Raw genomic sequence first — 26009 nt, forward strand, 5'->3', positions numbered from 1 at the left:
TAAGCCACCCACGCGCCGGGCGTGTCACACGCGGCAACGGCGCGGCCGTGGGGCTGATTCACAATCGACGGCCTGCCGTGGCGCCAGCCACGTGCACCCCCGATTTCCCCCCTTTTTTGTTTCTTCAAGGAGTTCTCTCATGGCTATCCAGACTGTCGGCATCATCGGCGCCGGAACAATGGGCAACGGCATCGCGCAGGCCTGCGCGGTGGCCGGCGTGAAGGTGGTGATGGTCGACGTCGCCCAGGCGGCCGTCGACAAGGGCCTGGCCACCGTGTCGGGCAGCCTCGACCGCCTGATCAAGAAAGAAAAGCTCACAGCGGAGCAGAAGACCGCCGCGCTGGCGCTCATCACGGGCTCGACGAACTACGACGACCTGAAGGGCGCGCAACTGGTCATCGAGGCGGCCACCGAGAACCACGCGCTCAAGCTGAAGATCCTGAAGCAGGTCGACGCGCTGCTCGCGCCCGAGGTGATCATTGCCTCGAACACCTCGTCGATCTCCATCACGCAGCTGGCCGCCGCCACCTCGCGCCCCGACCGCTTCATCGGCATGCACTTCTTCAACCCGGTGCCGATGATGGCGCTGGTGGAGCTGATTCGCGGCTACCTCACGAGCGACGCCACGCACGACGCGGTGAAGGCGCTGGCCGTGACGCTGGGCAAGTCGCCCATCACGGTGAAGAACGCGCCGGGCTTCGTGGTCAACCGCATCCTGGTGCCGATGATCAACGAGGCCTTCTTCGTGCTGTCCGAAGGCATTGCCACGGCCGAAGACATCGACGCCGGCATGAAGCTGGGCTGCAACCAGCCCATCGGCCCGCTGGCACTGGCCGACATGATCGGCCTCGATGTGTGCCTGGCGGTGATGGAGGTGTACCTCGAGCAGTTCGGCGACTCCAAGTACCGCCCCTGCCCGCTGCTGAAGGAAATGGTCGCCGCCGGCCAGCTGGGCCGCAAGACCGGCCGCGGCGTCTACACCTACTGAGCCCCACGACAAAAACAACTCGGAGACAAAAACACATGACCGCCACCCCCAGCTCCCCGCCCGCCGAAGGCTGCATCGACACCCAGGTGCTCGACCACGTGCTGCTGATCGGCATCAACCGCCCGGCCAAGCGCAACGGCTGGACGCCGCCCATGTTCAAGCAGCTGGCCGAGGCCTACACTCGGCTGGACGACGACCCTGCCCTGCGCGTGGGCGTGCTACATGCCTTCGGCGACCACTTCACGGCGGGGCTGGACCTGCCGGCGGTCATGGAATACATGAAGCGCGGCGAGAAGGCCGTGCCCGCCGGGCTGGTGGAGCCGCACGACTTCGGCCTGCCCGACTACCGCCGCCGCACCAAGCCGATGGTGGTGGCCGTCAAGGGCATCTGCTTCACGGTGGGCATCGAGCTGATGCTGGGCGCCGACATCGTGGTGGCGGCCGACAACTGCCGCTTCTCGCAGATGGAGGTGCAGCGCGGCATCATGGCCACGGGCGGCGCCACGCTGCGCATGGCCGAGCGCGCCGGGCTGGGCAACGCGATGCTGCACCTGCTGACGGCCGACGAGTTCGACAGCGCCGAGGCCTACCGGCTCAACTTCGTGCAGAAGGTGGTGCCGGCCGGGCAGGAGCTCGACGCGGCGCTGGCCATTGCGCAGCGCATCGCGGCGCAGGCGCCGCTGGCGGTGGTGGCCACGCGGCTCAACGTGCTGAAGGCGATCGAGCACGGGCCGCTGTCTGCGGTGAGCGAGTTCATCGAGACGCAGAAGCGCCTGTCGAACAGCGAAGACGCCGCCGAGGGCGTGCGCTCCTTCGTCGAACGCCGTCCCGCGCGCTTCAGCGGCCGTTGATCTTTTTCATCGCTCCCACCATGTCCCTTTTCATTCGCACGGCGCTCGCCGCCGCTCTCACCCTGCTCGCAGTGAACACCACCTCCGCCCAGACGCCCGCGCCCGCCGCGCTGCCCGACCCCGCGGCCACCTCGGTCGACGCGCTGGGCTGGATGAAAGGCTTTCCGCCCCCGCCCGACAAGCTCATCACCTTCGACAACCCGGCCGGCGGCGTGTTTCCGCGCACGCGCTGGAGCTTCTCGCATGTGCGCGAGACCGTGCCCACGGCCAACGTGTGGCGCGGCAGCGGCGCGGCGAGCCCGCTGCCTTCGGCCACGTCGCCGGTGCAGATCGAGACCGTGACCTTCAAGCCCCTGGGGAGCACGAGCAGCGACCCGACGCTGAACTTCGCCCAGATGATCTCCGGCACCTACACCGATGGCGTCCTCGTGATGCACCGCGGCAAGGTGGTCTACGAGAAGTACTTCGGCGCGCTCACGCCCGAGCGCCCGCACATTGCCATGTCGGTCACCAAGTCCTTCGTCGGCACGCTGGCGGCCATCCTCGCGGACGAAGGCAAGCTCGACCCGGCCGCGCTGGTCACCACCTACATTCCCGAGCTGAAAGACACCGCTTACGGCGACGCCACCGTGCGCCAGGTGATGGACATGACGGTCGGCGTGCACTACTCCGAGAACTACGCCGACCCCAAGGCCGAGATCTGGGACTACGCCCGTGCCGGCGGCATGCTGGCGCAGGGCCCGGGCTACGCCGGCCCCAAGTCGTTCTACGAGTTCCTCGCCACGCTGAAGAAGGAAGGCGAGCACGGCGATGCCTTCGCCTACAAGACGGTCAACGCCGAGGTGCTGGCCTGGGCGCTGCGCCGCGTGAGCAACCAGTCGCTGGCCGAGCTGCTGAGCGAGAAGATCTGGCGGCGCATCGGCGCCGAGCAGGACGCCTACTTCATGGTCGACCGCATCGGCACCGAGTCGGGCGGCGGCGGCCTGAACACCGTGCTGCGCGACCTGGCGCGCTTCGGCGAGACCCTGCGCAACGGCGGGCGTGCCTCCAACGGGCAGCAGGCCATTGCGAAGGCGGTGGTGCAGGACATCCAGCGCGGCGGCGACCCGGCCAAGTTCGTCAAGGCCGGCTACCCGCTGCTGCAGGGCTGGAGCTACCGCGACATGTGGTGGGTGTCGCACAACCCGCACGGCGCATACATGGCGCGCGGCATCCACGGCCAGAGCATCTACGTCGACCCGAAGGCCGAGATGGTGATCGTGCGCTACGCGGCGCACCCGGTGGCGGCCAACGGCGCCAACGACGTGCTCACGCTGCCCGCGTTCCAGGCGATGGGCGAGGCGCTGATGCGGCCTTGAACCGCGGCGGGCTCTTCAGGCGGCCGCGCGTTCCCGGGCGATCACCAGCAGCCCGTCCATGATCAGACTCTCGACCAGCTCGAAGTGCCCGTTCATCACGGGCGCCATCTTCCAGCCCGCGCCGCCGGTCATGTAGCAGGCCGGCTCGGCGCCGCAGTGCGAGCGCACGTGCTGCACCATGCGCTCGACCGCGCCGGCAATGGCGTAGGTGCCGCCGCTGGTGAGCGCGTCGCTGGTGTTGGTGGGAAATTCGCGCACCTCGCCAGTCGGCACATGCAGCCCGGCCGTGCCCGACTCCAGCGCGCGCAGCATGATGCCGTGGCCCGGCAGGATCAGCCCGCCCAGGAACCTGCCTTCGGCATCGATGGCCTCGACGGTCACCGCGGTGCCGATCATCACCACCACCATCGGCAGCGGTTCGCGACCGGCACGCCCGGCCAGCATGCGGTGGCGCGCGCCGATCATGGCCACGAAGCGGTCGGCGCCCAGGCGCGTGGGGTGGTCGTAGCCGTTGACGATGCCGGCCTCGCCCGCGCTCGGCATCACCCAGCGGGGTGTGCAGTCGAAGCGCTCGTCGATCTGTTCTTCGGCGCGGCGGCGCACCGCGTCGCCGGCCACCACGCAGCCCAGCATGGACGCGGGCGCCGGCAGGTCGGCCCAGGGGCCGTCTGCCAGCCGTTCGATGTGGTCGAGAAATTCGGCGCCCTGCGCCTGCAACGCGGCACCGGGGCGGGCCGAGTCGTAGAGCGCCCATTTGAGGCGGGTGTTGCCGATGTCGATGGCGAGGAAGGGGGAGGACATGCGCGGGATTATTGCGACTTTGTGACCGGCCCTGTCAGCGGGCTGGTCGCATACGCGGCATGGGCCTACGACCGGGCACCGCGTTGCGCGCCTACATTTGCCCCTCGACCTTCCATCCACCACGGCACAAGGAGAACACCATGGGATTGCTCAGCTTCATCAAGGAGGCCGGTGAAAAACTGTTCGGCGGATCGTCGGCCCACGCCGCCACGCCGGACGCACCTGACGCAAACACGTCCGCAGCGGCCGCCATCAAGACCTACATCGAAACGCAGAATCTCGGCCTCACTGCGCTGGTGGTGACCTACACGGCCAGCACGGGCGTGGTCACGCTGGCGGGCAATGCACCATCGACGGAAGCCAGCGAGAAGGCTTCTCTCGCGGCAGGCAACGTGGCGAACGTGACCAGCGTCGACAACGACCTGGTGGCCCCGGCCGCGCCGCCTGCGCAGTACCACGACGTGGTGCGCGGCGACACGCTGTCGGCCATCTCGAAGAAGTACTACGGCGACGCCAACAAGTACAACGCGATCTTCGAGGCGAACAAGCCGATGCTGAGCAACCCGGACAAGATCTATCCGGGGCAGAAGCTGCGGATTCCGGCGCTGAACTGACGCCCGGTACGCGCTCTGTCGCGAAGGCCCGCCGAGGAATCGGCGGGCTTTTTGCATTGCAAGGCCTCAGTTCTGCTTCCACGGCAACCCGCGCTTGCGCCACCCACCGACCTGCCCCCGGTGCCCGCTCTCGTCCGGGTTGCCCTCGAACCCCTCGAGGATGTTGTAGGCCTCCACACCGAGTTCGGTCGCGCGCCTGGCAGCGGCCACGGAGCGCACGCCGCTGCGGCACAGCAGCACCACCTTCCTGCCGCCGGCAGCCGAGGCACGCACACCGTCGTCGAACGCGGGGTTCATCGCCATGCCCGGCCACTGCTTCCAGGCCAGCGGCACGCCACCCGGTACGTAGCCCACCCATTCGCGCTCGGCGTCGGTGCGCACGTCGACCAGCACGGCCTCGCCGCTGGCCATCCACTGGGCGGCCAGCTCGGGCATCACGTCGCCGGCATAGCCCTTGTTCTCGGGTTCAGTCATCTCTTTGCTTCCTTGCAGTGCGGGTTTTCAACTAGCGGAATTTTTCACCGCTTCGTGAAAACCCTGTTTGTCGCGTGTTCCAGCGCGCCAAAGATGGGGGCTTGGGCCTGTCAAACCATAACTCCAAGACGGCGGCCTGGGTTTTCCCAGTCAGAACCAATTGGAGAGAGACACATGTCAGACAGCAAACTGCCCCGCCGCCGCGGGCTGCTCAAGGGCGCCGCCGTGGCCGCGGGCGCCATGTCCGTGCCCATGATCAGCATGGCGCAAACCACTTCGCTGCGCTTCCAGAGCACCTGGCCGGCGAAAGACATCTTCCACGAGTACGCCAACGACTTCGCCAGGAAGGTCAACGACATGGCGGGCGGCCGCCTGAAGATCGAGGTGCTGCCCTCGGGGGCCGTGGTGCCCGCCTTCCAGCTGCTGGAGGCGGTGAACAAGGGCACGCTGGACGGCGGCCACGGCGTGGTGGCCTATCACTACGGCAAGAACTCGGCGCTCGCGCTGTGGGGTTCGGGCCCGGGCTTCGGCATGGACGCCAACACCGTGCTGGCCTGGCACAACTACGGCGGCGGCAAGGTGCTGCTCGAGGAGATCTACAAGAGCCTGAACATGGAGGTGGTGTCGTACCTCTACGGCCCCATGCCCACGCAGCCGCTGGGCTGGTTCAAGAAGCCGGTGGCCAAGGTCGAGGACATGAAGGGCCTGAAGTTCCGCACCGTCGGGCTGGCGGTCGACATGTTCACCGAGATGGGCACGGCGGTGAACCCGCTGCCCGGCGGCGAGATCGTGCCCGCGCTGGACCGCGGTCTGATCGACGCGGCCGAGTTCAACAACGCCTCGAGCGACCGCACGCTCGGCTTTCCCGACGTGGTGAAGAACTGCATGCTGCAGAGCTTTCACCAGTCGGGCGAGCAGTTCGAGGTGCTGTTCAACAAGGGCAAGTACGCCGCGATGCCGCAGGAGCTGCGCTCCATCATCGACTACGCCGTGCAGGCCGCCAGCGCCGACATGAGCTGGAAGGCGGTGCAGCGCAACTCGCAGGACTATGCCGACATGAAGAAGGCCGGCATCAAGTTCTACAAGACGCCCGACGCGGTGCTGCGCGCGCAGCTCGCGGCGTGGGACAAGACGGTGGAGAAGAAGGCCGGCGAGAACCCGCTGTTCAAGAAGGTGCTCGACTCGCAACGCGTGTTCGCCGAGCGTGCGCTGCAGTGGCAGAACGACTACAGCGTCGATTTCAAGATGGCCTACAACCACTACTTCAGTAAAAAGAAGGCCTGAAGGTTGTCTCGGTGACAGTTCGCGCCAGCCCTCCGAGACACTTCGGAGGGCTGGCTTTTCGATGCGTGCTTTTCTGCTTGCCCGGGCCTTCATGACCATCCAACGCTTTCTCCACGCCGTCGACCGGTTCAGCATGCTGGTGGGCAAGACCTTCTCGTGGCTCATCGTGGCGCTGATGCTGCTGGTGTGCGGCGAGGTGTTCAAGCGCTATGCGCTCAACGCGCCCACCGCCTGGATCTTCGACGCCAACAACATGCTCTACGGCACGCTCTTCATGATGGGCGGCGCGTACACGCTCTCGCAGGCCGGCCATGTGCGCGGCGATTTCTTCTACGGCAGCATGAAGCCGCGCACGCAGGCCGCGCTCGACCTGGTGCTGTTCGCGCTCTTCTTTTTGCCCGGCGTGGTGGCGCTCACCTGGTCGGGCTGGACCTACTTCGGCGAGTCGCTCGCAATGCGCGAGCAGACCTTCAATGCCGACCCGATACCGGTGTACCCGTTCAAGTTCGTGATTCCGCTGGCCGGTGCGGTGCTGCTGGTGCAGGGCATCGCGGAGATGGTGCGCTGCGCGCTGTGCCTGAAGACCGGCGTGTGGACGCCGCGCCTGAAGGACGCCGAAGAAATGGACGTGGTGGGCGAACAGCTCGCCGGCAGCAGCCATGTCGACGAGGCAGACAAGCGCGAGGTGATCGAGCGAGCCCGGTCCATCGAGCAGGCCGCGCAGCAGCGCAAGAGCGACACGACCGGAGGTGCGCAATGAGCGCCGCGCCGGGCCGCCCCAGGCAAGCTCGCACCGCAGTGCGCAGCACGGAGGTTTCGACATGAGCGAACCCGCACTGGGCATGCTGATGCTCGGGCTGATCGTCGTGGTGATCATGCTGGGCTTTCCCACGGCGTTCACGCTGATGGGCCTGGGCATGTTCTTCGGCTTCATCGCCTTCTACGACCCGGCCTCGCCGTGGCTGGACAACAAGGTCTTCGACCTGATGGTGCAGCGCGCCTTCGGGGCCATGACCAACGAGACGCTGCTGTCCATACCGCTCTTCGTGCTGATGGGCTATGTGATGGAGCGCGGCGCGCTGGTCGACAAGATGTTCCACAGCGTGCAGCTGGCGTTCCGCCGCGTGCCGGGCTCGCTCGCGGTGACCACGCTGATCGTCTGCACCTTCTGGGGCATCGCGAGCGGCCTGGTGGGCGCGGTGGTGGTGCTGATGGGCGTGATCGCGATGCGCCCGATGCTCAACGCCGGCTACGACACGCGGCTCGCAGCCGGCGTGATCACGGCCGGCGGCACTCTGGGCATCCTGATTCCGCCCTCGGTGATGATCATCGTGTACGCGGCCGTGGCCGGGCAGTCTGTGGTCAAGCTCTATGCGGCCGCCATGTTCCCGGGCTTCTTCCTCGCGTTTCTGTACCTGATCTACGTGATCGGCTGGGCCGTGCTGCAGCCGAAGGTCGCGCCCAGGCTGGCGCCCGAGAAGCAGCGCGCGCCGGTCACGCCGTGGGTCGCGCACATCGCGCAGAGCTACTCGCCGCGCATGCTGCCCGCGCTGTTCGCGGCCGTGGTGTCGCCGGGTCGCGCACTGCGCGGTGCGGCCGAAGGCGTGCGCATCACTTGGTGGATGTTGCTGCGCAGCCTGCTGAATGCGCTGGTGCCGCTGGCGCTCGCGGCGGCCACGCTGGGCTCGGTGTGGTGGTACGTGACGATCCACTCGCAGCAGGACAACAACGCGCCGGTCGCACAGCAGCAGGCAACGCAAAGGACAGAGGCCCCTGCAGCGGCCGCGGTCTTGCCCGAGGCCTCCGGCACCGGTCTCGCCGAGCCGCCGACCGACGACGCACCGAAGGAGTCCGGCGCGGAAGGCGGTCTGCAGGAGCCGCCCGGCGGCGACACCGCAGCGGCCGTTCCGGCGACGGAAAGCGGCCTGCAGCAGCTCGGCGATGCTGTCGACGCACCGAAGACCGCCGCGGTGCCCGAGGCCTTCTACACCGGCTTCCTGCTCGCGAGCCTGTTCACGCTCGCGCTGCTCGGCTGGTACTACTGGCACATGGACGCGGAGCAGTTCGAGATCCTGCGCATGCTGGTGTCCTCGGTGATGCCGCTGGCCACGCTCACGCTGGTGGTGCTGGGCGTGATTCTTTTCGGCATCACCACCGCCACCGAGTCGGCGGCGGTGGGTGCGGCCGGGGCGTTTCTCATGGCCTGGCAGGCCGGCACGCTGGACTTCAAGAAGACCAAGGAGGCCGTGTTCCTCACGCTCAAGACCACCTCGATGGTGTGCTGGCTGTTCGTGGGCTCGGCGCTGTTCTCGGCGGTGTTCGCGCTGCTGGGCGGACAACGCATCATCGAGGAATGGGTGCTGGGCATGAACCTGTCGCCGCTGCAGTTCCTGCTGCTGTCGCAGGCGATCATCTTCATCCTGGGCTGGCCGCTGGAGTGGACCGAGATCATCGTGATCTTCGTGCCCATCTTCCTGCCGCTGCTGGCGCACTTCCAGATCGATCCGCTGCTGTTCGGCGTGCTGGTGTTCGTGAACCTGCAGGCGGCGTTCCTCTCGCCGCCGGTGGCGATGTCGGCCTTCTACCTGAAAGGAGTTTCGCCGCCGCACGTGACGATCAACCAGATCTTCGCGGGGATGATGCCGTACATGCTGATCGTCATTCTGTGCATGGTGTTCATGTACATCTGGCCGGGGTTGACGCTGTGGCTGCCGCGGTACCTGTACGGGTGATGAAAGTTTTCCCTGAGCGGTGCTGCGTTGGCACGATGGGTGAGCGGCGATGACATCGCTGCGAGCCTAGGCCGATCGGCGATGAAGCGCCACGATAAAAATTTCATCCGAAACGTTCGACAGGCGGCAGGGCGCCGATGAAAAAACTATCCCCGCGGCAACACGCGCCTCCCGGGCCTCGGGGTTGAACACCGACGCCCAGACCTTCTTCACCGCCGCTTCGCACACAAGCCCCGCCGAAAACGCCGCCTTCGGCCCGCCGCTACAGTCGGCGGCCTAGGAGCAAGCTTTCATGCCCACATTCGACTTCGATCTCTTCGTCATCGGCGGCGGCAGCGGCGGCGTTCGCGCCGCGCGCATGGCCGCAAACACCGGCGCCCGCGTCGGCCTGGCCGAGGCCGCCGACCTGGGCGGCACCTGCGTCAACGTGGGCTGCATTCCCAAGAAGCTCTACAGCTATGCCGCCGGCTACGGCGAAGCCTTCGAGGAAGCCGCGGGCTACGGCTGGACGCTGCCCGAGGCGCCGAAGTTCGACTGGGCGCACCTGAAGCAGCAGCGCGCCAGGGAGATCGGCCGGCTCAACGGCATCTACGGCTCGCTGCTGAAGAACTCGGGCGTCACGCTCGTCACCGGCTGGGCACAGCTCATCGACGCCCACACCGTGGAAATCGACGGCAAGCGCCACACCGCGAAACACCTGCTGGTGGCCACCGGCGGCACGCCCTTCGTGCCCGACATTCCGGGCCGCGAGCACATCGTGACGTCGGACGCGATGTTCGACCTCGAGCCCTTCCCCAAGCGCCTGCTGGTGGTGGGCGGCGGCTACATCGCCTGCGAGTTCGCATCGATCTTCAACGGCCTGGGCGCCAAGGTGACGCAGCTGCACCGAAGGGCGCACCTGCTGACCGGCTTCGACGACGACGTGCGGCAGTTCCTGGCCAGCGAAATGGGCAAGGCCGGCGTCGACGTACGGCTGAACTGCGAGGCCGCATCGGTCGCGCGCAGTGCGCACGGCGCGCTCACCGTCACGCTGGCGCGCGGCGAGCAGGTGGAGGCCGACACGGTGCTCTTCGCCACCGGCCGCGTGCCCAACACCCAGGGCCTGGGCCTGGAGGCCGCGGGCGTGAAGCTGGACGACAAGGGTGCCATTGCGGTCAATGCGCACTACCGCACGTCGGTGCCGTCGATCTACGCGGTGGGCGACGTGTCCACGCGCGTGCAGCTCACGCCGGTGGCACTGGCCGAGGCGATGGTGGTGGTCGACGAGCTGTTCGGCAAAGGCAAGCGCCGCATGGACTACGAGTTCATTCCCACGGCCGTGTTCACCCATCCGAACATCGGCACCTGCGGCTACGGCGAGACCGAGGCGCGCGCGAAGTTCGGCGACATCACGGTGTTTTCGAGCGAGTTCAAGTCGCTGCGCCACACGCTGTCGGGCAGCAGCGAGCGCACCTTCATGAAGCTGGTGGTCGACAAGGCCAGCGACCGCGTGGTCGGCCTGCACATGGTGGGCGCGGACGCGGGCGAGGTGGTGCAGGGCTTCGCGGTGGCGATGCGCGCGGGGGCGACCAAGGCGATCTTCGACAGCACCATCGGCATCCACCCCACTGCAGCGGAAGAGTTCGTCACCATGCGCGAACCCATGCCTGGCTAGCGTGCAGCGGCGCGCAAACTGGAATACTTCTTGCGTGATGGCGATATCTTCTTCGGCGCATCTCGCACCCCACTGGGCTGGAATATCTGTCAAGGCGCACATGCATCCCCCCGAAACCCGATACCCCCTTGCGCGACGGGCCGGCGTGCTGACCAGCGCGGCCACCGGGCTGATCGATTTCATTCAGCGAAGGGGGGGCGATGCCGATTGCATCCTCGGGCGCGCGGGCATCGACCCTGAACATCTCCTGCACCCGACGCGCAGCCTCGACCTCCAGCGCTACTGCCTGGTGTTGGAAGAAGCCGCGGCACAAACCGGAGACGACAATTTCGGCCTGCGCTACGGCCACCAGTTCAAGCCTGATTCGCTGGGCCTTCTCGGCTACATAGGCATGAGTTCGGCCAGCCTGGGCGATGGGTTGCGCAACGTCGCGCAGGCGTTTCCGCGCCACCAGCAATGCAGCCTGCTGCGCTTTGTCGAGGACGGTGAGTTCTGCCGGCTCGACTACCAGGTCCAGCACGGCAGCATCGTGCGCAAGCGCCAGGACGCCGAACTGTCGCTGGGCATGTTCCTGAACTTGATGCGGCATGCGCTGGGCAGCCAGTGGGCGCCGGAGCATGTGCATTTCGAGCACCCCCGCCCGCCTTCGTGGCACGAGCACCGCAAGGCCTTCGAGGCGCCGGTCTTCTTTGGCCAGGCAATGAATTCACTGGTCTTGCGGCGCAACGTGCTGGACCGTCCGATGCCGACACGGGACAGCCGGCTGCTGGCGCTCCTGATCGACAACATGAAGTTGCTGGCCACGGCGAACGAGAGCCAAGCGACGCACGACATCGTCGATGAGGCCAAGACCCGGATCCAGCAGCTGCTGCCCACGGGCGCGCCGACCTTGGCGCAAGTGGCTAACGCGATGCATCTGCCCGCATGGACACTGCAGCGCCGCCTCGGCGAGCAGGGTCTGAGCTTTTCCACGCTGGTCGAACAGATGCGCCGCGAGCTTGCGGCCTATTACCTGCAGCAGTTCAGCCTGCCGCTGTCAGACGTGGCGCCGATGCTCGGCTACTCGGAGCTCAGCGCTTTCTCACGCGCATTTCGCCGCTGGTTCGGTGCCAGTCCGCGCCAGTGGCGGCAATCCTCGGTCGAGCGGCTCACCACGCACTGACGCCCGAACGCCTGACGACGACCGTGCACTCCGAGGACCACTCCGCCCGTCCAGGATGCCGGCCCCCGAAAGCACACCTTCAGAGCACATGCGCCAGCGCGTCCAGGAATGCCTCGGCATCCGATGGGGCCAGACAAAGCGGCGGCCTGATCTTGAGGATGTTGGCGTGTTGCCCCGAAGCGCCAATGAGCATGCCTTCCGCCCGCATGGCGTTGACCAGCCGGCGTGCGCCCGCGGTGTCCGGTGCGCCGGTGGCAGGGTCGATCACATCCACACCGATGAACAGGCCCGCGCCCCGCACCGCCCCGAGCGCCGGCTGCCGCGCAGCCAACGCCTCCAGCCCGCCCTTGATCGCCGCGCCGACGCGCGCGGCGTTGGCCTGAAGGTCTTCCTCCTCGAGGACCTCCAGCACTGCCAGCCCCGCAGCGGCCGACACCGGATTGCCGCCGAAGGTATTGAAGTACGCCGCCTGGCGGGCGAAACGTTCCAGCTGTCGAGGCCGTACCGCCACGCCGGCCAGCGGATGGCCGTTGCCCATCGGCTTGCCCATCGTGACGAGGTCCGGCACCAGCCCGTGGCGCTGGAAGCCCCAGAAATGGCCGCCCGTGCGGCCGAAGCCTGGCTGCACCTCGTCGGCGATGAACACGCCCCCCGCCTCGCGCACCGCATCCACAGCCTCGGTCAGGAAGCCAGGCGGGTCGGCAAACACGCCGTCGCTGGTGAACAGTGTGTCGACCAGCAGCGCTGCCGGCCGGATGCCGTGGCGCTGCATGTCCGCCAGCGCCTCGCGCACGTCCTGCGCAAAACGCGCGCCTACCTCGGCCGGGCGGCCCGGCAGATGCAGTGGCGGCGCCACCACGCGCGCATTGCGCGACACCTGCACATGGCCGCCCATCGCCGGTGACAGCTCAGCGATGGCGGCGGTGATGCCGTGGTACGCGTAGCGCGTCACGATCACGCCGCTGCCGCCCGTGTAGTCGCGCGCAATGCGCAACGCCAGGTCGTTGGCCTCGCTGCCCGTACAGGTGAACATGATCTGGCCCAGTTCGCAGGGCATGGTGGCGAGCAGCCGCTCGGCATAGTCGAGCACCGTCTCGTGGAGGTAGCGCGTGTGCGTATTGAGTTCGCCGGCCTGCCGCGCCAGCGCAGCCACTACCTTGGGGTGGCAATGGCCGACCGATGGCACGTTGTTGTACAAGTCCAGATAGCGTCGCCCGTCGCAGTCGAACACCTCGGCGCCGCGCCCTCGCACCAGGTGCAGCGGGGTGTCGTAGAACAGCTGGTAGGCCGGCCCCAGCAGGCGCTGTCGGCGCGCCACCAGCGCGCGTTCCTTCGCGGGCAGGCTACCGAGCGTGGCGGCCTCGAATGCATTGACTTTGAGCATGCCGGTTTCTTTCTTGAAGGCATTCAGCCGCGTTGCTCGTCCATGACGATGCGGCCGATGACCCGGTACTTGTCGGCGTCGAACACCTTGAAGTACAGCGCGATGCCCGCGCCCGCGGCAAAGCTCGCCAGCACGATGGCGGGAATGAGCTTGTAGAGCAGGGAGTCGACCGCGCCGCCGGCTGCAAAGCCCATGTGGGTCCACAGCAGGTAGACCACGTAGAGCATGCCCAGGCCACCGGTCAGCGGCGCCAGCAAGGTCTTGAACCAATGGGCGCGAGAGCGGTGTTCCGTACGGCCGTGGAAGTAGGCGACGACCGCGAATGCGCACAACGCCTGCACGATCATGATGCCCATGGTGCCGAGGATGGCCAGCAGGGTATACATGTCCGCGTAGGGATCCTTGCCCAGCGCCCAGAACGACAGCACGATGGTCGTGGCGATCAGGCTCTGCACAGTGGAGGCCACGTGCGGCGAACCGTAGCGCGGATGCGTGCGGCCGATCGTGCGGCCCAGCAATTCGAACAGGTTCTCGCGGCCCAGCGCGTAAAGGTAGCGCGAGGCGCAGTTGTGAAAGGCCATGCCGCAGGCGAACGACCCCGTCACCACCAGCAACTTGAAAAGCAGCACGGCCCATTCGCCCAACAGTTGGCGCGTGGGGCCATAAAAGAGCTCCGCGGCGGTGGCCGGGTCCTGCGCCAGGCGGATCGCCTGCGTCGGGCCGGTGGCGGCGATGACCATCCAGGACACGAAGACATAGAACACGCCGACGCCGACCACCGACAGCATGGTCGCCAGCGGAATGATGCGCTTGGGGTCGCGCGACTCCTCCCCGTACATGGCCGTGGACTCGAAGCCCACCCAGGACCAGAAGGCAAAGAACAGCCCGATGCCGGCACTGGCACCCGCCACGCCCTCTGCGGCGGTGAAGGCCTTGAGCGGGTTGATCACCTCGGGGTGCAGTCCTGTCGCGCCGCCACCGTGCAACAGCACGGCGAAGGCCGTGAGCCCCAGCATCAGGACCTCCAGGATCAGGCAGACGCTCAGCACCCGCGCCGTCAGCCCGAGGTCGAAGTAACACAGGATCGCGTTGGCCGCGAGCATCGCCAGCGCGAACACCACCCATTGCAGCCGCAAGCCCGTCGTGTCGGCCACCAATGCCTGGCAGAAGAAAGCGAAGATGCCCACCAGAGCCGCCTCGAAAACGACATAGGTCAAGGTCACGGTAGTGCCCGAAGCCATGCCGACGATGCGACCCAGGCCATGCGAGATGAAACCGTAGAAGGCGCCGGTGGCGGTGATGTACTTGGCCATCTGCGAGTAGCCCAGCGCGAACAGCGCCAGGATGACGGTGGCCACCAGATAGCCAGCCGGCGCGTTGTAGCCGTTGCCCGAGCCCACGGCGATCGGCACGTTGCCGAGCATGGCGGTGATCGGCGCGGCGGTCGCCACCGTCATGAACAGCACGCCGAACAGGCCGACGGCGTCCTTGCGCAGGCGCTGAACGCCGACAGTTGCGCACGCGGGCTGCGACCGGTCCTGGCCAGCGGCCTCGGCGGTGGCGTTGATCGGGGTGCTCATCGTGCTGTCTTTCAATGTGTCAGGCCAGAGCCTGGAAGGATTCGGGAAGGATCTGACCGCCATCGACTACCAGACTCTGCCCGGTGACGTAGCTCGCTTCGCGCGAGGCGAAGAACAATGCGGCGTTGGCGATGTCGTCTACCGTGCCCAGACGCTGCAGCGGAATCGCGGCGGCCGTAGCGGCCAGGTATGCCTCGCCCATGTCCTGCAGCCCCTCGGTGAGGATGTTGCCGGGCAGCACGGCGTTGACGGTGATACCGTCGCGCGCCAGTTCGATGGCCGCTGTGCGCATGAAGCCCAGCTGCGCCGCCTTGCTCGCGGCGTAGTGACTCCAGCCGGGATAGCCGGTGATCGGCCCGGTGATGGAAGAGGTGAGGATCACCCGGCCCTGCCCGGCCGCGCGCAGATGCGGCAACGCCGCCTGCACGCACAGGAAGGTGCCTTTGGCATTGGTGGCAAGCACGCGGTCCCAGTCCTCCTCGGCCAGCGTGTCGATGCGACCCGAAGGGAAGATGCCGGCATTGCAGCACAGCACGTCCAGCCCTCCCAGGGTGTCGGCGGTGAAAGCCAGCATGGCGCGCACGGACGCAGCATCGGCCACGTCGGCAGCCACGCCATGAACCTTTGCATCGCCCTCGCGCAGCCCGGTCACGGCCGCGTCGAGCTTGTCGGCCTGCCGACCGCTGATGACCACACGAGCTCCCTGACGGGCGAACCCGCGCGCAATGCCCAGGCCGATGCCGCTGCTCGCACCGGTTACCAACACGCGCTTGTCGCGCAGTGAGATGAACATGGGACCGACTCCATCCGTTGAACAGGTGGCCATCGTGCATGGGCCTTCGCGCCCTCACTTGACCGGCGGCAACAACCTGCGTGTCCGAACATCAAGTCATGCGGAGCCGCCGGCCACGTTGTCGCCGCCGGAGCGTTTCCTGCGGCGCACGGTCAAGCGCCGCGCCTGCCCCGACGCGATGCTGATGCTCTTGCCGAACCACCGGACTCACCGAACGCCCGCCATGACCGTCGCCACCGCAGCCGCCCTTGCCCGACCACCCACCCTCGACGACCTGGCTCAGGCGGCCCGGGCCGCTCTGGCCTGCTACGCCCCGCGCTACCACGGCAGCGTCCGGTTGCTCAGCCTCTCGGAGAACGCGACCTACGCCGTGCGAACGCCAACCGGTGAACGCTTCGTGCTGCGCCTGCATCGGCCCGGCTACCACAGCCCGGCCGCCGTGCGCAGCGAACTGGCCTGGCTCGCCGCGCTGCGGAAAGACGGCCTGGAAGTGCCGCGCGCCTTGCCGGGTGCCGACGACAAGCTGCTGCAGCAAGCCAGCGTGCCTGGCACACCGCCCCGCATGGCCGTGCTGTTCGACTGGATCGAAGGACAGGAGCCAGACTCGCGCCGGAACCTGCAATCCGCTTTCGAGCGCCTGGGCGCGATCAACGCACGGCTGCACGCGCAGGCCCGCCGCTGGAGCCCGCCGCCGGGTTTCGAGCGGCTCACCTGGGACCACGACACCATGCTCGGCACACGCGCCCATTGGGGCGACTGGCGGCAAGCGCCTCACCTGCCGCGCGGCGACGTGGCCATGATCGAGGAGACCATCGGCGCAATCGGCAGCCAGCTCGCGGCCTACGGGCGCGGCGCGCAGCGCTTCGGCCTCATCCATGCCGACCTGCGCCTGGCCAACCTGCTCGTCGACGAAGAGCACACACGCGTGATCGACTTCGACGACTGCGGCTTCGGTTGGTACCTGCACGACCTGGCATCTGCTTTGAGCTTCCACGAGCACCGCGCCAAGGTACACGTGTGGATCGCGCATTGGTTGCGCGGCTACACCCGCGTCGCCAGTCTCGAGCAGCCCGACCTCGACGTGATTGCGGCACTGCTCGTTCAGCGCCGCCTGCAGTTGCTGGCTTGGACCGGCACGCACGCCGAGACCCGGCTCACCCGCAGCCTCGGGCCGGACTGGGTGGCCCAGGCACTCCCGCTGTGCCGTGCCTACCTGAACGGCCGGCTGCGCTTCGGCTGAACGCGCGGCATTGCCGGGAGGCCCCGGCTCCACGTTCCGCTAAGCCAGGGACACCTGCCGTTTTCCTTCGAGCAGCTTCACCAGCACGAACAGCACGCGGTTGGCGGGCGTGGCCACACCCAGCGCCTCGCCGCGCCGCACCACCAGCCCGTTGAGGTGGTCGATTTCGCTGAGCTTGCCGCGCGCCAGGTCCTGCGCGGTCGATGAATATTGCGAAGGCATGGTCCGCGGAATGCCGCGCACGGCAGCGTCGGTGTCGCCGGCCACCTCGATGCCTTCGGCCTTGGCCACGGCCAGGCATTCGGCCACCACGTCGCGGACCACGTCGGTCACGCCGGTGCCCTCGATCAGCACGCCGTAGGGCATCTGGGCAATGGCCGAGAGCGCGTTGTAGGCGCAGTTGAGCGTGAGCTTGGCCCACAGCGCGCCGCGCACGTTGCCGGAAACCTCCGTGGGCACGCCGGCCGCGATCAGGTGCCCCGCCACTTCGTCGCTGCGCCGCGACGGCGCGATCACCAGCTCGCCGCGGCCGTGGTGCTTCACATGGCCCGGCCCCGCCATCTCGGTGGCCACGTAGACCACGGCGGCCGCCACCTCGTTCGACGCCAGCACCTGGCGCACGCGCGCGTCGTTGTCCACGCCGTTCTGCAGCGTGAGCACCAGCGCGTCGGGCGCGAGGTGCGGCGCGATCTGCGCGGCGGCGGCTTCGGTGTCGGTGGACTTCACGCAGAACAGCACCAGGTCGGCGCCCTGCACGGCGCCGGCCTCGGTGCTTGCGGCGAGCGGCACGTGCGCGTCGAAGGTCTTGGTCTCCAGCCGCAAGCCCTTCGCCTGGACGGCCGCCACATGCGACGCCCGCCCGACCAGCACCACCTCGTGGCCCGCGCGCGCCAGCATGGCGCCGTAGTAGCAGCCGACCGCGCCGGCACCCATCACTGCGACTTTCATCGGTTCGATTCCTTGGTGGTTGAAAAGATCATGCCTCGGCCTCCACGCCGCGCGAGGCCACGCCCTCGTCGAGCAGCCAGGCGCGAAACGCCGCGAAGGCCGGCAGGTCGAGCCGGTCGGGCCGGTAGCACAGGTAGTGCCCCTGGTTCACGTTCACCGGCGTGCCGCACGGGCTCAGCAGCGCGCCTTCGGCCAGCTCCTCCTGCACCAGCAGCTTGGGTACCAAGCCGATGCCCAGGCCGTTGAGCGCCGCCTGGATCAGCGCCGAGTACTGCGCGAAGCGCGGGCCGGCCACCGTCTGCACCTCGGGCACGCCGTGCTGCGCGGCCCACTGGCGCCAGGCGGTGGGCGCGCCCTCGTGGTGCAGCAGCGTGTGGCCCAGGATGTCGGCGGGCTGCGCGATGCGGTGGCGCCCCTCGACCAGCGTGCGCGCCACGATGAGCACGAACTCGCGCCCCGCGATGTATTCGGACACCACCCCCGGCCAGCCGTCGGGGCCGTAGCGGATGGCGGCGTCCACGCCGGCCGGAATGCCGTCGCTGGGCTCCAGGTGGCGGCTGAAGCTCAGCATCACATGACGGCTCTTCTGGCTGAAAGCCGGCAGGCGCGGAATGAGCCACTTGGTGAGGAAGGTGGGCACGCTCGCCAGCGTCAGCAGGCCGGCGCCGGCATCGCCCGAGCGCGCCTCGAAGGTCGCGGTCTCGATGGCGCGCAGGCCGCCCGAAATCTTCTGCCAGTACACACGGCCCTGGGGCGTGAGCTGCACGCCGCGTCCGTTCTTCTGCAGCAGCTCGCGGCCCAGGAAGGCCTCGAGCCCCGCGATCTGCTTGCTGACCGCGCTCACGGTGATGCACAGAGCGCCGGCCGCCAGCGTGATGCTCTGGTGCCGCGCCACGGCGTCGAAAGCCAGCAGCTCCTGGATGGTGGGGCAATCACGCTTCATGCGGCCTGGCCCCGGTGTGTGAAAGCTGCGTGAAAAACATTTTCCAATTGCTCAAGTGTCGTCATCCAACATTCACCCATGGGTGCCCATGTGCTTCCTAGAATTCGAGGCATTGCTGCGGCGCGCCCTGCGCAGACAGTAGCGCATCCGGAAAGTATGCCGGCTGCTCAAGACACTGGAGACAACCTTGGTTCGCGGCATTTCGCTCATCTACGGCCTGTACCTGCTGCTGCCCATCGCGCTGCTGATGATCGGCAGCCTGGGCGGCAACTGGACCAACACGCTGCTGCCCACGGGCATCACGGGGCAGTGGTATGTCGACCTGTGGCTCGACACCTCGTTCCGCAAGGCCTTCGTCAGCAGCCTGGTGGTGGCCATGTCGGCCTGCGCCATCAACACCGTGCTGGCGCTGCCGCTGGCCGTTGCGCTGTACCACGGCGCGCGGCGCGGCGGCAGCCTGGCGGCGCGCATCGTGAGCGCCACGCCGGTGGCGGTGCCGCCGATCACCATGGCCTTCGGCTACATGATCGTGTTCAACACCGACCTGGCGCCCTGGCTGGGCTCGATGCCGCTGCTGATCGCGGCGCACGCCATCCTCACGCTGCCCTACCTCACCCACACGCTGCTGGCCGACCTGCGCCACCTCGACCTCGGCCGGCTCGAACAGGCGGCCGCCACGCTCGGCGCCTCGGGCTGGCAGCAGTTCACCGGCATCGTGCTGCCCAGCGTGCGCCAGAGCCTGATCAGCGGGCTGGTGATGGTGGCGGCCATTTCGGTGGGCGAGTTCGGTGTGTCGAACCTGCTCACGAGCTTCCAGAACCGCACCTACCCGGTCGTGCTGCTGCAGGCCTTCTACGGCGCGACGGGCTTCGCGTGCGCGGCCACGGTCATTCTTCTTGTGCTGGCGAGCGCGTCGGCCCTCCTGTCTTCTTCTTTGGTGAAGCAACGCGCGTAACCCTGCCATGAGCCTCCTTCTGGACAACGTCAGCTACAACTACCCCGGCAGCACGCACGGCCTGCACGGCGTGTCGCTGGACGTGCGCACCGGCGAACTGGTCGCGGTGATCGGGCCCAGCGGTTCGGGCAAGTCGACGCTGCTCAAGCTGGTGGCGGGCCTGGAAACCGGCCACACCGGGCGCATTGCGCTGGGTGGAGACGACATGTCGCGCACGCCGGTGCACCAGCGCCACATCGGCATGGTGTTCCAGAGCTACGCACTGTTTCCGCACCTGAGCGTGCTCGACAACGTGGCCTACGGGCTCAAGCTGCGCAAGGTGGGCACGGCCGAGCGGCGCCAGCGCGCGCAGGACCTGCTCGACATCGTGGGGCTGGGCGACCACGCGCAGCGCGGCATTGCACAACTCTCCGGCGGGCAGCAGCAGCGCGTGGCACTGGCCCGCGCGCTGGCCATCGACCCGCGCGCCCTGCTGCTCGACGAGCCGCTGTCGGCGCTCGACGCCAGCGTGCGCGGCCACCTGCGCGACCAGATCCGCGCCATTCAGCAGCGCTTCAACGCCACCACGCTGCTGGTCACGCACGACCAGGAAGAAGCGCTGGTGATGGCCGACCGCGTGGCCATGCTGAAAGACGGCCGGCTGCTGCAGATCGCCACGCCGCGCGACATCTACGAGCACCCCGCGAGCCGCGCGGTGGCCGAGTTCGTCGGGCTCTCGACGATCCTGCCCGCGAAGGTGAGCGGCCCGGACCGCATCGACCTGGGCTTCGCCGAACTCGCCGCGCCCACCGGCACGCGGGCCTTCGGCGCGGCGGTGCATGTGCTGGTGCGCCCCGAGCACGTCCGCCCCGACCCGGCGCCCGGCAGCGTGAACCTGCTGGCGGGCCGCACCGGCGCGCAGCGCTACCTGGGCGCGCTCACACGCTACGACTTCGAGGTGCCGGGCGCGGGCAGGCCCTTCCTCGCCGAGTCGGCATTGCCCGCCGCGCAGGCCATTGCCATTGCGCCCGAACACCTTCGTTTGCTCGACCACTGATCTCTCTTCTCCCTTTCCTCCAAGGAGTCACCATGCAACGCAGACATCTGATCCAGGCCGCAGGCGCACTGTCGCTGGCCAGCCTCACGGCACGCACCGCCTTCGCCTTCGACGGCCCCGAGCTCTACGCGGGCGAGAAGGCGCTGTACGCCGAGGCGCAGAAGGAAGGCCTGTGCGTGTCCTTCGACACCGGCCCCGAGTGGGCCAACTGGAAGGCGCTGTTCCGCGACTTCAAGAAGCGCTACCCCGAGATCGAGCTGACCTACAACGACATCGGCTCCGCTGCCACCGTGGTCGCGCTGGAAAAGACCAAGCGCCGCCCGCAGGCCGACACCGCCTACTACTTTGCCGCTTCCGCCGTCGATGCGGCGAAGAAGGACGTGGTCGCGCCCTTCAAGCCCGTCAACTTCGACAAGTTGCCGCCCGTGTTCCGCGAGGCCGAGGGCCGCTGGTTCACCATCCACACGCTGAACATCGCCTTCCTGGTGAACAAGAAGCTGGTGAAGAACGTGCCCACGGGCTGGGCCGACCTGCTCAAGCCCGAGTTCAAGAACACGGTGGTCTACCTCGACCCGCGCTCCACCGGCATCGGCCAGGTGCTGACCTTTGCCGCGGCCTACGCCAACGGCGGCAGCGTGGACAACGTGCAGCCCGGCACCGACTACCTGGGCAAGCTGCACTCGGCCGGCAACGTGCTGCGCGTGGAAGGCACCACGCCGTACGCCAAGTTCCTGAAGGGCGAGATTCCGGTGTGGATCAGCTACGAGAACGACGGCCTGAAGGCCAAGCACGTCGACGGCATGGGCGACGCGGTCGAGGTCGTGATTCCGAAGGAAGCCAGCGTGGCCGCGCCCTACGCCATCAGCCTGGTGAAGAACGGCCCGAACCCCAACGCCGGCAAGCTGTGGCTGAACTTCGTCATGAGCGAGGCGGGCCAGACGCTGTTCGCGCAGGGCTTCGTGCGCCCCGCCGTGCCGGGCACGCCGCTGTCGGCCGACATCGCGGCCAGGATGCCCGCCGCCCCGCAGATCCGCCCGCTCGACGTGGTGAAGGCTTCGGAGCGCAAGGCCGAGGTCGACAAGCTCTGGGCGCTGGCCGCGCTGGGCAAGTAGGAAGAAGACCGTCGTGATGCAACGCTTTGGCGCCTGGCCCGCATGGGCCTTCATGGCGCTGTTCTTCGCGGTGCCGCTCGCGGCGCTGCTGCCCGAAGCCTTCGGCGAGGGCGGCAGCGCGTTCGGGCGGCTGTTCGGCAACCCGCTCTTCTTCGGGGCGCTGCGCAACACGCTGGGCCTGGGGCTGGCGGCGGGCGCGGTGTCGGCGCTGGTGGGCACCTGCATCGCCATCGAGCTGGCGCGCCAGCCCGAAGGCCGGCGCCAATGGATGATGACCTTGCTGGGCCTGCCGCTGGCGTTCTCGGGCCTGGTAATCGCCTACGGCTTCATCCTGGCCTTCGGGCGCGCGGGCTTCGTCACGCAGCTGCTGGCGGGGCTGGGCGCCGACCCGGCGGTGATCGGCAGCTGGATCTACAGCGTGGCCGGCCTGGGCTTTGCCTATGCCTACTACCTGATTCCGCGCGTGGCGCTGTCGCTGTACCCGGTGTTCGCCAACCTCGACCTGCGCCCGGCGCAGGCGGCGCGCACGCTGGGTGCGTCGAAGGCGCGCGCCTTCTGGGACACGGTGGTGCCCGAGGTGATGCCCTCGGTGCTGTCGAACGCCTGCATGGTGGCCGCGATCGCGATGGGCACCTACGGCACGGCGCTGGCGCTGGTGGGCACGCAGCTCAACATCCTGCCGCTGATGCTGCTGGCGCAGGTGGGCGACGGCGGTTCCGATTTCGCGGTGGCGGCGGCCTTGTCGCTGGTGCTGATGGTGGTGTGTGTGATCGTGATGGGAGTGGGCGATGTCTTTACGCGAAGGCGCGAGCGCGGTGCTGTCGGCGCCGGTCACTGAGGCGCTGACGCGCCTGGCGCAGCGGCAGTGGGGCCCTGCGCGCCACCGCCAGCCGGTGGCGATCCTGGGGCCGGGCGACGGCGGGCCGGCCGAGTGCGAGGCCGCCTATGCGGTGGCGCATGCGCTGGCCGGCGCGGGCATGGCGGTGGTCTGCGGCGGGCGCGGCGGCGTCATGGCCGCGGCCTCGCGCGGCGCCGTGGAGGCCGGCGGCATCGCGGTGGGCATCCTGCCCGAGGAAGACGACCGCAACGCCAACGAGTGGCTCAGCGTGGCCATCCCCACCGGCATGGGCGAGATGCGCAACGGCATCATCGCGCGCAGCGGCGTGTGCCTGATCGCCATCGGCGGCAACATGGGCACGCTGTCTGAAATGGCGATGGGGCTGAAGTGGGGCAAGCCTGTGTTCGTGATGCACGGGGATGTGGAACTGCCCGGTGCTGTTCAGGCTGTGGATGTGAACGACATGCTGGTGAAGGTGCTGGACTGCCTGCTGGACTGAGAGGCCGGCACGCGTGGCATTGCACAATGCCGTCATGCCCTACATGCCCACCTTCGTCGCCCCCGCCCGCTTCACCGACGCAGCCGCCGCGCTCGATCAGGTCAAGGCCATCTACCAGGGCGGCATCGCCCACCTGCGCGAGTCGATGCTGCGCTTCGTGGCCGGGGAGGCACTGCCCGGCCGGGTGCGGGCCTGCTACCCGTTCGTGCGGGTGCACACGCACACGGTGTCGCGCCACACGCCGCCGGCCAACGCAGGCCTGAGCTACGGCTTCGTGGCCGGGCCCGGGCGCTACGAAACCACGCTCACGCGGCCCGACCTGTTCTCGCGCTACTACCTCGACCAGTTCCGCCTGCTGCTGGAGAACCACCAGGTCGAGATCGAGGTGGGCACCAGCACGCAGCCCATTCCCATTCACTTCTCGTTCGCCGAGAACGACCACATCGAAGGCACCATGAGCAACGAGCGCCGCGCGCTCATGCGCGACGTGTTCGACCTGCCCGACCTGGGCGTGATGGACGACGGCATCGCCAACGGCACCTACGAGGCGCGCGACGGCGAGGCGCAGCCGCTGTCGCTGTTCACGGCGGCACGCGTCGACTACTCGCTGCACCGCCTGCGCCACTACACGGGCACGGCGCCCGAGTGGTTCCAGAACTTCGTGCTGTTCACCAACTACCAGTTCTACATCGACGAGTTCGTGCGCCTGGGCCACGAGGCCATGGCCGACGAGAACAGCGAGTACGTGGCCTTCATCGAGCCCGGCAACGTCATCACGCGCCGGCGCGGCCTGGCGCCCGGCCAGAGCGACACCTTCGCCCACCTGCTCGACGGCAGCCAGGGCACCGCCCCGCCGCGGCTGCCGCAGATGCCGGCCTACCACCTGGTGCGCGAGGACTACAGCGGCATCACCATGACCAACATCGGCGTGGGCCCGGCCAATGCCAAGACCATCACCGACCACATCGCCGTGCTGCGCCCGCACGCCTGGATGATGCTGGGCCACTGCGCGGGCCTGCGCAACACGCAGCAGTTGGGCGACTACGTGCTGGCCCACGCCTACGTGCGCGAGGACCACGTGCTCGACGAGGAGCTGCCGCTGTGGGTGCCGATTCCGGCGCTGTCGGAGATCCAGCTCGCGCTCGAGCAGGCGGTGGCCGACGTCACCCGCTACGAAGGCCCCGACCTGAAGAAGATCATGCGCACCGGCACCGTGGCCAGCACCGACAACCGCAACTGGGAGCTGCTGCCCGGCAACCAGCCGCAGCGCCGCTTCAGCCAGAGCCGGGCGGTGGCGCTCGACATGGAAAGCGCGACCATCGCGGCCAACGGCTTTCGCTTTCGGGTGCCCTACGGCACCCTGCTGTGCGTGAGCGACAAGCCGCTGCACGGCGAGATCAAGCTGCCCGGCATGGCCAACCACTTCTACCGCGAGCGCGTGGAGCAGCACCTGCGCATCGGCATGCGGGCCATCGAGATCCTGCGCGAAGAGGGCTCCACGCGGCTGCACAGCCGCAAGCTGCGCAGCTTTGCCGAGGTGGCGTTCCAGTAAAAACACCCCGCCGGCCTGTTGCCGCAGGGCGCGGGCGTCCATCGGGGTTTGTCCCCGCCCGCCGGGGTGGGGGATTGCGGTGTTTCACAGACATCATCCGGACTACCCACAGTCAACCGGAAAAAAGATGCCGCAGTCGCCTTCCGCTTTTGTCTCGCGCCGACACTTCTCGGCATGGATCGCGGCTTCGGCCGCTGTTGCCGGCACCGGGGGCGCCGCACTGTGGCCCGGCAGCGCCACCGCCGCCGACGCCCCGCTGAGCGCCAGGCTGCGCATCGTCATTCCCGCCGAACCAGGCGGCGGCTGGGACCAGACCGGCCGAGGGCTCGGCGCGGCCATGCTCGCCTCGGGCGCTGTCGGCAGCGTGGTGTACGACAACATTCCCGGCGTGGGCGGCACGATCGCCCTGGCGAAGTACGTCGAAAAGTACAACGCCGACCCCGACACGGTGCTGATGAGCGGCATGGTCATGGTCGGTGCGCTTGCGCTGCAAAAGCCCGCCGTCACGCTGGCCGACATGACCCCCATCGCCCGCCTCACCAGCGATTACGAGGTGGTGGCGGTGAGGGCCGACTCCCCCCTGAAGACCACCAGCGACCTGATCGCGCAGCTGCGCGCCGATGCCGCCGCCACCGTCATCGCGGGCGGCTCGGCCGGCGGCGTGGACCACATGTTCGCCGGCCTGCTGGCGCGCGCGGCGGGGGCCTCCGCGTCGCTGGTCTACCTGGCGCACGCCGGCGGCGCGCAGGTGGTCGAGGCGCTGGAGTCGGGCAAGGCTGCGGCCGGCATCTCGGGCCACAGCGAGTTCGCAGAAGGCTTCGCCAGCGGCAAGCTGCGCGCCATCGGGGTGTCGGCCAAGCGGCCGTTCCTGGGCATTGCGTCGGTGCGCGAACAGGGCGTGGACGCCGACCTCGCCAACTGGCGCGGCGTGTTCACCGGCAAGAAGGTGCCGCCGTACCGCAAGACCGCGCTGCTCGAGGTGGTGCGCCGGGCGACCGCCACCGATGTGTGGCAGAAAACCATCAAAGCCAACAACTGGGAAGCCTTCTGGCTGGAGGGCAAGGATTTCGAGAACTTCCTGGCGCTCGACACGGCGGCAGCCGGTCCCTTGATTCAGCAACTCAAGCTGAAAGCCTGAGCCGCCAGGCGCACCGGAGCTACCGCGCGAGGCCGCTGCGGCTCGGCGACCCGGGTTTTCCCTAGGCAAACAA

At 68.2% G+C, this 26009-nt stretch carries 24 protein-coding genes; 17 read left to right on the forward strand and 7 right to left on the reverse strand.

Annotated elements, in window-relative coordinates; all coding sequences use genetic code 11:
* The first annotated feature begins 139 nt into the window (after positions 1-139).
* Genes ACSFA5_RS17880 through ACSFA5_RS17890 form a run of 3 tightly spaced genes read left to right on the forward strand, consistent with a single transcriptional unit; the run spans position 140 to position 3197 of the window.
* On the forward strand, positions 140-988 hold the full coding sequence (locus ACSFA5_RS17880) for a 3-hydroxybutyryl-CoA dehydrogenase (protein WP_435445392.1): 849 nt from the start codon (positions 140-142) through the stop codon (positions 986-988).
* A 35-nt stretch (positions 989-1023) separates the two neighbouring features.
* Positions 1024-1839 carry a crotonase/enoyl-CoA hydratase family protein gene (locus ACSFA5_RS17885; protein WP_435445393.1) on the forward strand — a complete coding sequence of 272 codons (816 nt, stop codon included), beginning with the start codon at positions 1024-1026 and terminating at the stop codon, positions 1837-1839.
* Positions 1840-1859: 20 nt separating this feature from the next.
* Positions 1860-3197, forward strand: a complete 1338-nt coding sequence (locus ACSFA5_RS17890; RefSeq protein WP_435445394.1) for a serine hydrolase domain-containing protein — start codon at positions 1860-1862, stop codon at positions 3195-3197.
* Between the two features lie 15 nt (positions 3198-3212).
* Here ACSFA5_RS17890 and ACSFA5_RS17895 read toward each other — a convergent pair whose 3' ends face one another.
* Positions 3213-3998 (reverse strand): type III pantothenate kinase, encoded by a 786-nt coding sequence (locus ACSFA5_RS17895; protein WP_435445395.1) that lies wholly within the window; start codon positions 3996-3998, stop codon positions 3213-3215.
* 140 nt (positions 3999-4138) lie between these two features.
* Here ACSFA5_RS17895 and lysM point away from each other — a divergent pair, with 140 nt between their 5' ends.
* Positions 4139-4612 (forward strand): peptidoglycan-binding protein LysM, encoded by a 474-nt coding sequence (gene lysM / locus ACSFA5_RS17900; protein WP_435445396.1) that lies wholly within the window; start codon positions 4139-4141, stop codon positions 4610-4612.
* 66 nt (positions 4613-4678) lie between these two features.
* On the opposite strand, the gene ACSFA5_RS17905 is transcribed toward lysM, so the two are convergent.
* Positions 4679-5086, reverse strand: coding sequence for a rhodanese-like domain-containing protein (locus ACSFA5_RS17905; RefSeq protein WP_435445397.1), 408 nt, complete (start codon positions 5084-5086; stop codon positions 4679-4681).
* A gap of 174 nt (positions 5087-5260) precedes the next feature.
* On the opposite strand from ACSFA5_RS17905, the gene ACSFA5_RS17910 reads away from it, so the two are divergent.
* From ACSFA5_RS17910 to qhpR, 5 genes are all read left to right on the forward strand, one after another.
* Positions 5261-6370 carry a TRAP transporter substrate-binding protein gene (locus tag ACSFA5_RS17910; RefSeq protein ID WP_435445398.1) on the forward strand — a complete coding sequence of 370 codons (1110 nt, stop codon included), beginning with the start codon at positions 5261-5263 and terminating at the stop codon, positions 6368-6370.
* A 91-nt stretch (positions 6371-6461) separates the two neighbouring features.
* Entirely contained in the window at positions 6462-7130 is a 669-nt protein-coding gene (locus ACSFA5_RS17915) for a TRAP transporter small permease subunit (RefSeq protein ID WP_435445399.1), read from the forward strand.
* A 61-nt stretch (positions 7131-7191) separates the two neighbouring features.
* Positions 7192-9102: a TRAP transporter large permease gene (locus ACSFA5_RS17920; RefSeq protein ID WP_435445400.1), complete on the forward strand. Its 1911-nt coding sequence runs from the start codon at positions 7192-7194 to the stop codon at positions 9100-9102.
* A gap of 292 nt (positions 9103-9394) precedes the next feature.
* Complete coding sequence (gorA, locus tag ACSFA5_RS17925) at positions 9395-10756, forward strand: glutathione-disulfide reductase (RefSeq protein WP_435445401.1); 1362 nt, start codon at positions 9395-9397, stop codon at positions 10754-10756.
* Between the two features lie 100 nt (positions 10757-10856).
* Complete coding sequence (gene qhpR, locus ACSFA5_RS17930) at positions 10857-11918, forward strand: AraC-like transcriptional regulator QhpR (protein ID WP_435445402.1); 1062 nt, start codon at positions 10857-10859, stop codon at positions 11916-11918.
* A 79-nt stretch (positions 11919-11997) separates the two neighbouring features.
* Here qhpR and ACSFA5_RS17935 read toward each other — a convergent pair whose 3' ends face one another.
* From ACSFA5_RS17935 to fabG, 3 genes are read right to left on the reverse strand one after another with little or no spacing between them, the layout of a single operon-like run.
* Positions 11998-13302, reverse strand: a complete 1305-nt coding sequence (locus ACSFA5_RS17935) for an aspartate aminotransferase family protein (protein ID WP_435445403.1) — start codon at positions 13300-13302, stop codon at positions 11998-12000.
* A gap of 23 nt (positions 13303-13325) precedes the next feature.
* Complete coding sequence (locus ACSFA5_RS17940; RefSeq protein ID WP_435445404.1) at positions 13326-14882, reverse strand: APC family permease; 1557 nt, start codon at positions 14880-14882, stop codon at positions 13326-13328.
* A gap of 19 nt (positions 14883-14901) precedes the next feature.
* The gene (fabG, locus tag ACSFA5_RS17945; protein ID WP_435445405.1) at positions 14902-15675 is read right to left on the reverse strand and encodes a 3-oxoacyl-ACP reductase FabG; all 774 of its coding nucleotides are present in this window, start codon (positions 15673-15675) and stop codon (positions 14902-14904) included.
* A 223-nt stretch (positions 15676-15898) separates the two neighbouring features.
* On the opposite strand from fabG, the gene ACSFA5_RS17950 reads away from it, so the two are divergent.
* On the forward strand, positions 15899-16915 hold the full coding sequence (locus tag ACSFA5_RS17950; RefSeq protein ID WP_435445406.1) for a phosphotransferase enzyme family protein: 1017 nt from the start codon (positions 15899-15901) through the stop codon (positions 16913-16915).
* Positions 16916-16954: 39 nt separating this feature from the next.
* Here the strand turns inward: ACSFA5_RS17950 and ACSFA5_RS17955 are convergent, their stop codons facing one another.
* Together ACSFA5_RS17955 and ACSFA5_RS17960 are read right to left on the reverse strand one after the other, a co-directional pair.
* A complete protein-coding gene (locus ACSFA5_RS17955; protein WP_435445407.1) occupies positions 16955-17863 on the reverse strand; it encodes a ketopantoate reductase family protein in 909 nt (302 codons plus the stop codon).
* 28 nt (positions 17864-17891) lie between these two features.
* Positions 17892-18806, reverse strand: coding sequence for a LysR substrate-binding domain-containing protein (locus tag ACSFA5_RS17960; RefSeq protein ID WP_435445408.1), 915 nt, complete (start codon positions 18804-18806; stop codon positions 17892-17894).
* A 187-nt stretch (positions 18807-18993) separates the two neighbouring features.
* On the opposite strand from ACSFA5_RS17960, the gene ACSFA5_RS17965 reads away from it, so the two are divergent.
* The 7 genes from ACSFA5_RS17965 (at position 18994) to ACSFA5_RS17995 (ending at position 25936) form a co-directional block, all read left to right on the forward strand.
* Entirely contained in the window at positions 18994-19761 is a 768-nt protein-coding gene (locus ACSFA5_RS17965) for an ABC transporter permease (protein ID WP_435445409.1), read from the forward strand.
* Positions 19762-19768: 7 nt separating this feature from the next.
* On the forward strand, positions 19769-20797 hold the full coding sequence (locus tag ACSFA5_RS17970; protein ID WP_435445410.1) for an ABC transporter ATP-binding protein: 1029 nt from the start codon (positions 19769-19771) through the stop codon (positions 20795-20797).
* A 32-nt stretch (positions 20798-20829) separates the two neighbouring features.
* Complete coding sequence (locus ACSFA5_RS17975) at positions 20830-21909, forward strand: extracellular solute-binding protein (RefSeq protein WP_435445411.1); 1080 nt, start codon at positions 20830-20832, stop codon at positions 21907-21909.
* 16 nt (positions 21910-21925) lie between these two features.
* Entirely contained in the window at positions 21926-22747 is an 822-nt protein-coding gene (locus ACSFA5_RS17980; RefSeq protein WP_435445960.1) for an ABC transporter permease, read from the forward strand.
* Entirely contained in the window at positions 22698-23246 is a 549-nt protein-coding gene (locus ACSFA5_RS17985; RefSeq protein ID WP_435445412.1) for a TIGR00725 family protein, read from the forward strand. Before ACSFA5_RS17980 ends, ACSFA5_RS17985 begins: the two co-directional genes overlap by 50 nt.
* A 34-nt stretch (positions 23247-23280) precedes the next feature.
* Positions 23281-24798, forward strand: coding sequence for an AMP nucleosidase (locus ACSFA5_RS17990; protein ID WP_435445413.1), 1518 nt, complete (start codon positions 23281-23283; stop codon positions 24796-24798).
* Between the two features lie 127 nt (positions 24799-24925).
* Positions 24926-25936 (forward strand): Bug family tripartite tricarboxylate transporter substrate binding protein, encoded by a 1011-nt coding sequence (locus ACSFA5_RS17995; RefSeq protein WP_435445414.1) that lies wholly within the window; start codon positions 24926-24928, stop codon positions 25934-25936.
* Positions 25937-26009: the final 73 nt, after the last annotated feature.

The organism is Variovorax monticola (assembly GCF_051216855.1).
Lineage (GTDB): Bacteria > Pseudomonadota > Gammaproteobacteria > Burkholderiales > Burkholderiaceae_C > Variovorax.